This window comes from Paraburkholderia nodosa, from assembly GCF_001718195.1.
Classification (GTDB): Bacteria; Pseudomonadota; Gammaproteobacteria; order Burkholderiales; family Burkholderiaceae; genus Paraburkholderia; species Paraburkholderia nodosa_A.
In genome coordinates this window covers 697,389-708,732 of sequence record NZ_MCNV01000001.1, presented here as the reverse complement: position 1 = coordinate 708,732, position 11,344 = coordinate 697,389, and the positions used below count along the sequence as shown (strand labels likewise).

At 66.6% G+C, this 11,344-nt stretch carries 8 protein-coding genes; 3 read left to right on the top strand and 5 right to left on the bottom strand.

Annotated elements, in window-relative coordinates; translation table 11 throughout:
- Positions 1 to 13 precede the first annotated feature (13 nt).
- The 3 genes from BFD71_RS03115 to aepX are packed head-to-tail and all read right to left on the bottom strand — an operon-like array spanning position 14 to position 3,994.
- Positions 14 to 1,081 carry a 2-aminoethylphosphonate aminotransferase gene (locus BFD71_RS03115; RefSeq protein WP_069261778.1) on the bottom strand — a complete coding sequence of 356 codons (1,068 nt, stop codon included), beginning with the start codon at positions 1,079 to 1,081 and terminating at the stop codon, positions 14 to 16.
- 10 nt (positions 1,082 to 1,091) lie between these two features.
- Entirely contained in the window at positions 1,092 to 2,291 is a 1,200-nt protein-coding gene (aepY, locus tag BFD71_RS03110) for a phosphonopyruvate decarboxylase (RefSeq protein WP_069261777.1), read from the bottom strand.
- A complete protein-coding gene (gene aepX, locus BFD71_RS03105) occupies positions 2,288 to 3,994 on the bottom strand; it encodes a phosphoenolpyruvate mutase (protein ID WP_069261776.1) in 1,707 nt (568 codons plus the stop codon). Before aepX ends, aepY begins: the two co-directional genes overlap by 4 nt.
- Before the next feature lie 417 nt (positions 3,995 to 4,411).
- Between aepX and BFD71_RS03095 the strand changes: the two genes are divergently transcribed.
- Positions 4,412 to 5,959, top strand: coding sequence for a methyl-accepting chemotaxis protein (locus tag BFD71_RS03095; protein ID WP_069261774.1), 1,548 nt, complete (start codon positions 4,412 to 4,414; stop codon positions 5,957 to 5,959).
- Between the two features lie 219 nt (positions 5,960 to 6,178).
- On the top strand, positions 6,179 to 7,963 hold the full coding sequence (locus BFD71_RS03090; RefSeq protein WP_083245006.1) for a peptidoglycan D,D-transpeptidase FtsI family protein: 1,785 nt from the start codon (positions 6,179 to 6,181) through the stop codon (positions 7,961 to 7,963).
- An 8-nt stretch (positions 7,964 to 7,971) separates the two neighbouring features.
- Here BFD71_RS03090 and BFD71_RS03085 read toward each other — a convergent pair whose 3' ends face one another.
- Together BFD71_RS03085 and BFD71_RS03080 are read right to left on the bottom strand one after the other, a co-directional pair.
- Positions 7,972 to 8,331, bottom strand: coding sequence for a DUF4148 domain-containing protein (locus BFD71_RS03085; RefSeq protein ID WP_256094457.1), 360 nt, complete (start codon positions 8,329 to 8,331; stop codon positions 7,972 to 7,974).
- 116 nt (positions 8,332 to 8,447) lie between these two features.
- Complete coding sequence (locus tag BFD71_RS03080; protein WP_069261889.1) at positions 8,448 to 9,200, bottom strand: Crp/Fnr family transcriptional regulator; 753 nt, start codon at positions 9,198 to 9,200, stop codon at positions 8,448 to 8,450.
- A 173-nt stretch (positions 9,201 to 9,373) separates the two neighbouring features.
- Here BFD71_RS03080 and BFD71_RS03075 point away from each other — a divergent pair, with 173 nt between their 5' ends.
- Positions 9,374 to 11,044, top strand: a complete 1,671-nt coding sequence (locus BFD71_RS03075; RefSeq protein WP_069261773.1) for an acyl-CoA synthetase — start codon at positions 9,374 to 9,376, stop codon at positions 11,042 to 11,044.
- Positions 11,045 to 11,344: the final 300 nt, after the last annotated feature.

Here is an 11,344-nt window from a genome sequence, read left to right as displayed (position 1 = left end):
GCGAAATACGCCCTTAACGCGTCACTTCATCGAACGCCGCCAGCAAGCGCTCGACATCGGCGGCGTGAATGTCGCCCATCGTCGAGATGCGGAACAGTTCCGCCGACAAGCCGCCCTGCCCCGCATAGATCACGAAACCGCGCGCCTTGAGCGCGTCATGCAGCGCGGGATAATCGACGCCCGCGGGCAAGCGGAACGCGCGCAGCACCACCGACGATTCGTCCTTCGGCAGCACGCTTTCCATGCCGCGCGCAGCGAGCCCCGCGCGCACCTGCTCGGAAAGCGCCGCATAGCGCGCGTGACGCGACTGCCAGCCGCCTTCGTCAGCGAGTTCGCGCAGCGCCTCGACGAGCGCGTAGTACGCGTGCACCGAAGGCGTGAACGGCGTATTGCGCTGGTCCTGCAGCGTGGCAAGACGCTTGAGATCGAGATAGTACGTGCGGCTATGCGCTTGCGCGAGCGCGGCGCGCCGCACCACGACGAAGGCCGCGCCCGGCACGCCGTGCAGGCACTTGTTCGCCGTGGCCGCCACCGCCGCGATGCTCGCGTCGCCGAAATCGATCGCTTCGGAACCGAAGCTGCTCACGCCGTCCACGAGCATCTGCACGCCGCGCGCGCAACACGCTTCGCCCAGTGTGCGCAGATCGTTCAGGCGCCCCGTGGTCGTTTCATGATGAATGATCGCGACGTGCGTGACCGACTTGTCGGCGTCGAGCGCGGCCGTGATGCGCGCGAGATCCGGCGCCTGCATCCAGTCGTGCTTAACCACTTCATGCGCGATGCCATACTGCTTCGCGATCGCGGTGATGCGCTCGCCATACACACCGTTCTCGACGATCAGCAGCTTGCCGTTCGCGGGCACGAGCGTCGAGATCATGCTTTCGACCGCAGCCGTGCCGGAGCCCGTTATGAGCACGGCTTGCCATTGTGCGGGGTCGAGATCGTAGACGCCCACGAGACGCGTGCGCGCCTCTTCCTGCACGTCGAAGAACTCGCTTTCGCGATGGCACAGGTCTTCCTGGAGGAGGCTCTGGCGCACGCGTTCGGTGAGCGTGACCGGGCCGGGATTGAGCAGCAGCATCGGTAGTTCCTTATTCAGCGGACGTGACGACAGCGGCGCCGATGTGGCGCATGAGGCGCGTCTTGACATCGGGCGGCGTGATCGTGGGGCGCGGCAGGCCATCGGGCGTACCGCGGCGAATCGCCAGGCGTACGAAGCGCGTGCCTTCGACACCCGAAGCGCGCTTCGCACGTTCGCGCGCGGCGGTGAGCACGCTGTCGAGCATGGCGAGATCGTCGCCTTCCACGGCGTCGGCGTAACCGCACGCGGCGGCCACGTTCGCGAACGACACCTGTCCCGACACGGTGGCCTGGCCACCCGTCGAATCGTGCGCGCCGTTGTCGAGCAGCACGTGCGTGAGGTTCGCGGGGCCATAGGCGCCGAGCGTGGCGAAAACGCCCATGCGCATGAGCGCCGCGCCGTCGCCGTCGAGCGCGACCACGTTGAGGTCGGGCCGCGCAAGCGCGAGACCGAGCGCGAACGGCGTGACGCAGCCCATCGAGCCCACCATGTAGAGCTGGTTCGAGCGGTCGTCGAGTGCGTAGAGTTCGCGGCCGCAGAAACCCGTCGAGGCGACGACCACCGTCGACTCGGCAGGCGTCGCCGCGATCACGCGCTCGAGCGCCTGCTGGCGCGTGGGCAGTTGATCAGGCGTCCGCCCGGTCCATTTGACCTGTGCGACCGGCAGCGCGTGCTTCGCCGGCATCGCGCCGCCGCCCTCGAGTTCGTACGGCGCCACGCTGCCCTTCTGCATGACGAGCGCATACGGGCGGCCCGTTGCGTCCATGTGCTTGATGGCGCGATCGAGCGCCGCCGTGATCTGGTCGGCTTCCGTGGGGAACGTCTCCCACGGAATTTCCATCGTTTCCAGCATCTGCGGCGTAACCGGGCCCATCAGCGCGTGCTGCGGCTCGTCGGGCACGCCCGGCTGGCCGCGCCACGTCACGATCAGCAGTTGCGGCAGACGAAACGTCCATGTCAGCGAAGTGAGCGGGCTCACGGCGTTGCCGAGGCCCGAGTTCTGCATCATCGTGACGCCGCGCTTGCCCGCGAGCGCCACGCCCGCGATGACCGCAACCGCGTCGCCTTCGTTGGCCGCGCTCACGTAGTGCAGCGAGTCGTCCTGCAGCACGTAGTTGATGAACGGCGTGAGGTACGAGCACGGCACGCCGGCGTACCACTCGAAGCCGCGCGAGCGCGCCGCTTCGACGAATTGTGCGGCTTCGATCATGCCTGGCCCGCCGCGCCCAGCGGCGTTTGCGCGTGCGTATAGACGCCCTGAGCGAAATCTCCCGCGCGGCGGAAGTCTTCGAGGTCGTTCACGCCGCGCCAGTGGCCGTGCACGTACTGCACTTCGATTTTCTCCCCGTCTGCGATCAGTGCGTTGAGCAGCGCCGGCATGTCGAGCGTGTCAAAGTCGGCGCACGTCTGCAGCTGCGCGAGCTTCTTCGCGAGCTTCGCACGGCCCGCGCCTCGCACGTTCACGAGGCCGATCCAGCGGCCGTGCGGGGCCGCGCCGTTCGCGGCCGGGTCGCTCGCCACACGCTCGAGGATCACCTTGCTGCCGAACAGATCGCGCTCGTCGGCGGCCGAGCACCATGCGAAGTCGCGCGTGCTGCTGTTCTCCGACTCGGGCGACGAGTCCACCACCACGCTGAAGTCCGCTTCGCTTTCTACTAGATCGCGCAGGATGTAGCTGCGGAACACAAGGTCGCCGTACGAAATCACCGTGTCGTTGTCGAGCGCACCGACCGCGCACGCGAGCGAAGCGAGTTCGTTCGTCTGAGCGAAACGCTCGTTGCGCACGAGCTTGATGCCCGCCGTGTCGATGGCTTCGGCCTTGTAGCCGCCCACCACGGTGATGTCGTTGACCGACTGCTTCTTGAACGCGTCGACGAGCCAGCGCAGGAGCGGCTTGCCCGCGACCGGCAGCATGACCTTGGGCTTGTCTTCCGTGTAGGCGTCGAGACCCGAGCCGCGGCTCGCGGCCAGCACGATCGCCGAGCCCGCGCCGCGCGACGTGGCGCTAAGGTAGCGGTCTTCGGCTTCCGAGTATTCGTCGGCGTCCTGCAAGCGAAAAATTTCGTTGACCGTAGCAATGCGGTCTTCGATATCGACGAGCGTTTGCGTGTCGTAAATCGTTTTGGTGACGGCCTGCATGGCCGAAACGGCCGCGCGGATCTGATGGTTCGCCCAGATCACCGTGCTGATGCCCGCCTTGCGGAACACCTCGGTCGGCGTGCTGTAGTACTTGGTCGGCACGATCACGAGCGGGCCGCGGCCCGCCCACTCGCGCGCGAACGTGAGGATCTCGTCAGCTTTCGAAAGCTTGCTGTGGATGAGGATCGCGTCTGCGCCGGCCTGGCGATACGCTTCGGCGCGCTTGAGCGCTTCGTCCATGCCCCAGCCCGCGATCAGCGCCTCGATGCGCGCGACGATCGAAAAGTGCTCGTCGGTCTGCGAATCCTTGCCGGCCTTGATCTTGCCGCAGAACTCGTCGATGTCGGCAAGCGGTTGCGCTTCGCCGCCGATGAAACTGTTGGTCTTCGGGAACACCTTGTCTTCGATGCACACGCCCGCAATACCGCGCTGCTCCAGCTTGCGCACGAGACGGCGCACGTTGTTGAAGTTGCCGTAGCCGGTGTCGCCGTCGAGCAGGATGGGCAGGTCGCTCGCGTCGGCCATGAACTCGAGGTTGTCGACCACCTGGGTCCAGCTCGCCTCGTTGTTGTCGCGCACGCCGAACTGCGCGGAGATCGAGAGGCCCGAGCCCCAGATCGCCTTGAAGCCCGCCTCGCGCGCGATGCGTGCGGAAAGGCCGTTGTGCGCTTCCATCAGGAATTCGAGTTCGTTGCTGGTCAGCATCTGGCGCAGCCGCGCGCTGCGCGATGTGGCAAGAGCGGCGGGGACCAGGGCGGGTTCGCGTGCGTTCATTCTTGTTGCTCCAGTGGACGTCATGCGGGCCGCAGCGGGGTTGCGCCGTGTGCGTCGCATCGTTGGTAAAGGTCCTTCATCCCGGCTTGATCGCAAGCCTCGAAGTCAGGCTGGCCGGGGGCAAAGTCGCGACTATATCGGAAATGATTCCTATCCGCAGTCGATCCCTGCAAAGAGTGGCAAATCATGGAGTTGCTGTGAAATTTGTGGCTTTTGTCGGCGCGTTCGCAGGCGTTTCAGCAGCGCGTCATATGCGCCAGATCAAGGACGTTGATTTGTATGAAGAAAAAGCTGCCTAAGCAGGGTTCCCCCTGGGTCTCGCGCACGTTTGCGTGGGCCGTAAACACAGTCTGGCGGCAACGCATCGCCAGTCGCACCGCTCCTGCCCTGTGAAATATCCGACCGACCATGCAGAACATGACCCTCAACAAAAAGCTCCGCTCGATGATCGCGATCCTCTGGATCGGCCTGCTGTTGATCGTCGCCTTTGGCGCCTGGCAAAGCCGCGAAGCGATGATCCGCGAGCGGCGCGCGCAGCTCACCACGCTCGTCGACGAAGCGACGAGCATCGCCAACTACTACTACGGGCTCTCGCAGCGCAACGTCATGCCCGAAGCCGACGCCCAGAAGCAGGCACTGACCGTGATCGGCTCGATCCGCTACAGCACCGACGGCTATCTGAGCATCAACAACTCGCAGTCGGTCATGCTGATGCATCCGATCAAGCCCGAGCTCGACGGCAAGAACCTGAGCGACTTCACCGACCCCGCGGGCACCCATGTGTTCACCGGGCTCGTGAACGCCGCGAGCGGCCCGAACGGCGGCTTCCTCGACTACCTCTGGGCCAAGCCCGGCCACAGCGAGCCCGTTCCCAAGCTGAGCTTCGGACGCCGCTTCGTGCCGTGGGACTGGGTGATCGTGACGGGCATGTACATGGACGACGTGCGCGCCGAGTTCTACGACAGCCTGCTGCGCTGGCTCGCCGTGACCTTCCTGCTGGGCGGGGCCGCCACGGCCGTGATGGTGCTCGTGGTGCGCAGCGTGCGCAGCAGCATCGGCGGTGAACTGGAAGGCGCGGTGGACGCGGCCAATCGCATCGCCGAGGGCGACCTCACCTTGCGCCTGCAGGTGCAGGGCACGAACGAGACCAGCCTGATGCGCGCGCTCGCGACGATGCAGACGGCGCTCGTGCAAACCGTCTCGCGCGTGCGCAGCGGCGCCGAAAACATCAACGTGGGCGCGAACGAGATTGCGGCTGGCAACACGGATCTCTCGCAACGCACCGAGGAACAGGCGGCGGCGCTCGTGCAGACCGCGTCGAGCATGGATCAGATGACGGCGAACGTGCGCCAGAACGCGGACAGCGCCCAGCATGCGGCGTCGCTCGCGAGCCAGGCCGCCGACGTCGCGACGCGCGGCAGCGCCGTAGTCGACGACGTCGTGCGCACGATGGGCGACATCACGACGAGCTCGCAGCAGATCGGCGACATCATCGGCGTGATCGACGGCATTGCGTTCCAGACCAACATCCTCGCCCTGAACGCCGCTGTGGAAGCGGCGCGCGCGGGCGAGCAAGGCCGCGGCTTCGCGGTGGTGGCCGCCGAAGTGCGCAGCCTCGCGCAGCGCTCCGCCACCGCTGCCAAGGAGATCAAGGCGCTGATCGAAAAGTCGACCGGCACCGTGATCGAAGGCCAGCATCTCGTGACCAACGCGGGCGCGACGATGACCGAGATCGTGCAGTCGGTGCGACGCGTGCACGAGATCCTCGAAGAGATCAGCAACGCTTCGCGCGAGCAGAGCGCCGGCATCGAGCAGGTCAACCGCGCCGTGGGCGAGATGGATCAGGTGACGCAGCAAAACGCGGCGCTCGTGGAACAGGCCGCAGCCGCCGCCCATTCGCTCAAGGATCAGGTGAGCGTGCTGCGCGAGTCGATCGCGAGCTTCCGCTTGCCCGCGCACGCGTAACGCTGTCGCCACGCCGGCTCGCCGCCGGTTCGCCGCCGGTTCGCCGCCGGTACGCATGTCTACCCGCCGGGCCGCATTCGCGGCCCGGTTCGCTTTGCGCCTCCCCCGCTCCCCTGCACCGCTCGCGCGCCCAATTGCCTCGCGGCCGTGCGCACCCATCATTTCAATTCAATTACATCATGTTTACAATGTTATTCTGCCTTCCACCCCGCCTTGCCGATGATCCGTTCCAGGAAACCGCCGCGCGACCCGCACGCCACCGCGACCCGTCACCCGATGCTTGCGCCGCGCCTGCCCGCGTGGCGCTCGAAGTTCATCGTGTTCATCACCTTCGCGGCCTTTGCAGCGCTGGCCGGGCGCGCGTTCTGGATTCAGGTCGCCAATCACGGCTTTTACGTGAAGCAGGGCCAAAAGCGCTACCAGCGCACGCTGGAGCTCGACGCGATGCGCGGGCGCATCGTCGACCGCAACGGCGCGCTGCTGGCCGTGAGCCTTGCGACTTTCGAAGTCTGGGTGAATCCGCGGCTTCTCGATGCCGCCGCGCACGCGCCGCTCGCGCGCCTGCTCGACATGCCGCTCGCGGAACTGGACCGGCGCGTTGCCGGCGACCGCTCCTTCGTGCTGCTCAAGCGCCAGGTGGACGCCGACACCGCCGCGCACATCGACGAGATGGGCATGGGCGGCATCACCCTGATCGCCGACTCGAAGCGCTATTACCCCGAAGGTGAATCGGCGGCGCACGTGGTGGGCTTCACCGATATCGAAGACGCCGGCCAGGAAGGCGTGGAACTCGCCGCGAACGCGCGCCTGCGCGGCACGCCGGGCCAGCGCGAGGTGATCCGCGACCGGCTCGGGCGCGTCGTTTCGGAGCCGAGCGAGCGCGTGCAGCCACGCAACGGCGACACCGTGCAGCTCACCATCGACCGCCGCGTGCAGCAGCTCGCGTACACGCAGCTCAAGGCCGCCGTGGCGAAGAATCATGCGGAAGCGGGCAGCGTCGTCGTCCTCGACGCGCAGAACGGCGAAATCCTCGCGCTCGCGAACTGGCCGTCGTTCGATCCGAACGACCGCGCGCGGCTCACGGGCAAGCAGCTGCGCAACCGCGCCGTGGTCGACACGTTCGAGCCCGGCTCGACCATCAAGCCCGTGGTCGTTTCGCTGGCGATGGACCTGCACAAGGTCAACGCGAACACGCTCATCGACACCTCGCCGGGCACGTACCGCATCGGCCCCGCGACGATTCACGACACCTCGAATCATGGCCGCATGACTGTGGCGGAGGCGATCCAGAAGTCGAGCAACATCGCGCTCGCCAAGCTCGCGCTGAATCTTCCCGCGCAAACGATCTGGGACAAGTATCAGGAGTACGGGCTCGGGCAGCGGCCCGGCGTCACGTTCCCGGGCGCGGCGCCTGGCCGCGTGCGGCCGTGGGCGCGCTGGCGCCCCATCGAACAGGCGACGATGGCATATGGCTACGGCCTGTCCACATCGCTATTGCAGATGGCGCAGATCTACACGGCCTACGCCGGCGACGGCACGCTGCATCCGGCCGCCCTCCTGCGCGAAGCGCCGGCCGGCGCGGGCGGTGCCTCCGCGTCGGCGGCGCGCGCGGTCACGACGCCGGCCACGGCCGCCGCCATGCGCAAGATGCTGGAGATGGCGACGAGCGACGGCGGCACGGGGCGCGCCGCGAATGTGGAAGGCTATCGGGTGGGCGGCAAGACCGGCACAGCGCGCAAGCAGATCGGCGCGGGCTATGCGAAGAACCGCTATCGGGCGCTGTTCGTCGGCATGGCGCCGATGAGCGCGCCGCGCGTGATCGTCGCGGTCATGATCGACGATCCGGCGGGCAAGGCATTTTATGGCGGCACGGTTGCGGGGCCGGTATTTTCGGGTGTGACGGCCGGCACACTCCAGTTGCTCGGCGTGCCGCCCGATGTCGCGGCCGGCCCCGAGAGCGCCAAGGGTGCCAGCGGCACCCGGGCCGGCTCAGGGCGCGGTTAGCGCCGCAATCAATGGTGGCGATACGCGGGCGGCGGCTCGCTGCCCGACACGGCGGGCACCCCCGCTTCTGCATTGGGTGCGGGCGGCGCGCCGTAACCCGATTGCGCGACCTGCTCCTGCGCCAGACGCGCTTCGTTGGCGCGCTTTTCGGCGAGCCGGCGCATGGCGCTCTGCACATCTTCCGGATACGTGGCATCGTTCGCCGAAGCCGGGTTGTAGCCCACCGACTCCAGATCGACCAATTCCTGCAGCACCTGGGCCCGCGTCACCGGACCGTTGTGCGTGCCGGTGGATTGACCGAACGAGACCGCCGGAACGATCGCCATCATCGACACCAGCGCCGCGCGCAGCATTGCGTTTTTCACCATGCTCTCCGTATGAATTCGATGAGCAAAGTCTACGCAGCGCGGCCACGCACAAAAACCGGCTAGCGAGGGAGAGAGTCTTCCATTCCTCGCAAGATTGATAAGGAGTTCTGCGGTCCTCAGATCTGGTCGCGGCCAAATGCGCGCAGCCCGTCGAGATCGAGCACGTCCACACGGTTATACGAGAGCGCGACGAGCCCCTGGCGCTCGAGCGTCTGCAGGGCCTGATTGATCCGTTGACGCGACGCGCCCGCCAGCATGCCGATCTCCTCCTGCGAGATGTCGAGCGCCCGCCCCGTCTCGGGATAAAGATCGGGATTGAACATCTGCGCGTGCGACTGCGCGACGCGCGCATCGACGTCGAGCAAGCGGCTGTTCTGGATCAACGCGATGAACTCGCCCATGCGGTTGTTGAGCTGATGGATCACGAAGCGGTTGAACGGCAGGCTGCAATCCATGAGCCGGTGGAACGTCTCGGTGGCGACGGCCATGACGAGCGACGGCTGCAGCGCGATCACGTCGTATTTGCGCGGCTCGCGCTTGATCACGCTCCCCTCGCCGAACCAGCCGCCGTGCGGCACGCCCGAAAACGTGCAGCCGCGCCCCGATGCATTGAAGATCGCCAGCTTCACGAGGCCGGAACTCACGCCGAGCCACCAGTCGGAGGGCGCTTCGCGCGCGGCGACGATCGCGCCCGCGGCATAGCCCTGCGCATGCGACGACGCCAGCACCCACTCGCGATGCTCGGGCGCGAGCCCGCGGAACCACGCGTAGCGCTCGAACAGCGAGGCAAGACGCGCGGCGTTGGCGGCGTCGATGCGCTCGCCTTCGCGCCAAGAATCGCGGGCGGCCGGTGTCCCGTCCGGGGGCATAATGGATTGCGACATCGCGCTTCCCTGGGTTAGGTCAATCTTTGGGTCGATCTTGTCGGGCGGACCGTGCGTCGCGACCCGCTCTGTCGCGCCGGCGACAGACTGGCGTGCGCGGCCCTGCTACGGTAGCGCGAATCCTATCGACACACCAATAACCGTTCGGAGACACCGCCATGTTGCACCCCTACGAAGAAGGGCTCGCGCAACGCGAAGCCAATTATGTGCCGCTCACGCCGGTCGATTTCATCGCCCGCGCCGCTGAGGTCTATGGCGAGCGCCTGGCTGTGGTCCACGGCGACGTCCGCCGCAACTGGCGCGAAACCTATGCGCGCACGCGGCGGCTCGCAAGCGCGCTCGGGCAGGCGGGCATCGGCCGCGGCGACACCGTGGCGGTGCTGCTGCCCAACATCCCCGCGATGGTCGAGGCGCACTTCGGCGTGCCCATGCTCGGCGCGGTGCTCAACACGCTCAACACGCGACTCGATGTCGCAACCATGCTGTTCATGCTGCGCCATGGCGAAGCGAAGGCGTTGATCGTCGATACCGAATTCGCGGCGCTCGCGCAGCGCGCGGCGCTCGAATTCCCCAACCTCAGGATCATCAGCGTGGCCGACATCGCGCCCGCGGACCCCGAGTACTTCCCGCGCGCCACCGACTACGAGGCGTTCCTCGAGCAAGGCGATCCCGAGTTCGCCTGGGAGCCGCCGCGCAACGAATGGGACGCCATTGCGCTGAATTACACGTCGGGCACGACGGGCGACCCCAAGGGCGTGGTCTATCACCATCGCGGCGCGTATCTCAACGCGGTGAGCAATATCCTCGAATGGGACATGCCCAAGCACGCCGTGTATCTCTGGACGCTGCCGCTCTTTCATTGCAACGGCTGGTGCTTTGCGTGGACCGTCGCCGCGCGCGCGGGCGTGAACGTGTGCCTGCGCAAGTTCGACGCGAAGCTCGTGTTCGACCTCATTCGCAGCGAGCGCGTCACGCACTATTGCGGCGCGCCCATCGTGCAGGGCGCGCTCGCCGACGCACCCGCAGAGTACCGCGAAGGCATCGCTCACACGGTGTGCACGATGGTGGCAGGCGCGCCGCCCGCGCCGGCCGTGATCGCGAAGATGAAGGCGATCGGCATCGAACTCACGCATGTCTATGGTCTGACCGAGGTGTACGGCCCCGCTGCCGTGTGCGCGGTGCAGGCGGGCTGGCAGACGCTGCCCGACGAGGAGCAGGCGCGCCTCGCCGCACGCCAGGGCGTGCGCTATCACCTCCAAAGCGGCGTCAGCGTGCGCAATGCGCAGACGATGGAGCCCGTACCCGCCGACGGCGAAACGCTCGGCGAGATCATGTTCCGCGGCAACATCTGCATGAAGGGCTATTTGAAGAACGAGCGCGCGACGGAAGAAGCGTTCCGCGGCGGCTGGTTCCACACGGGCGACCTCGGCGTGATGACGCCCGACGGCTACGTGCGCATTACCGACCGCAGCAAGGACATCATCATCTCGGGCGGCGAGAACATTTCGAGCATCGAGGTGGAAGACACGCTGTATCGCCATCCGGCAGTGGCGCTCGCCGCCGTCGTGGCGATGCCCGACCCGAAGTGGGGCGAAGTGCCTTGCGCGTTCGTCGAACTGCGGCCCGGCGCGAGCGCCACGGCCGAGGAAATCATCGCGCACTGCCGGCTCTTTCTCGCGCACTTCAAGGTGCCGCGCGCCGTGCGATTCGGCGAACTGCCCCGCACGGCCACGGGCAAGATCCAGAAATATGAGTTGCGCGCACAACTAGGTTCGCAAAGCGCGATCGACGTGGCTGGTGCAACACCCGCGCCGAAAACACCTCGGTAAGAACGACATCGGGGCCTGCTGGCCGGTAGACGTGACGCATTCAGGCGGCCCGCGCGGCCTGAATGTAACGTCAGTTGACACCCCGCCCCCCTGTGGCTCGGTCGCGATTGTCAGGTGCGTCGCTTAATCCTTTCTGCATCAAGGCTCAACTGTCAAAGCAGCCTTTCTCGCATGAAGAATCGTATGAAACGAAAGCTTACAAGTGGTCACGTTTTCCTCCGCTTCGGGCCGATAAGCTTTGAACCGTGGTCGCAACACAAAGGCATCCCGATGCCGCGTGACTGACGACGCAACCAACGA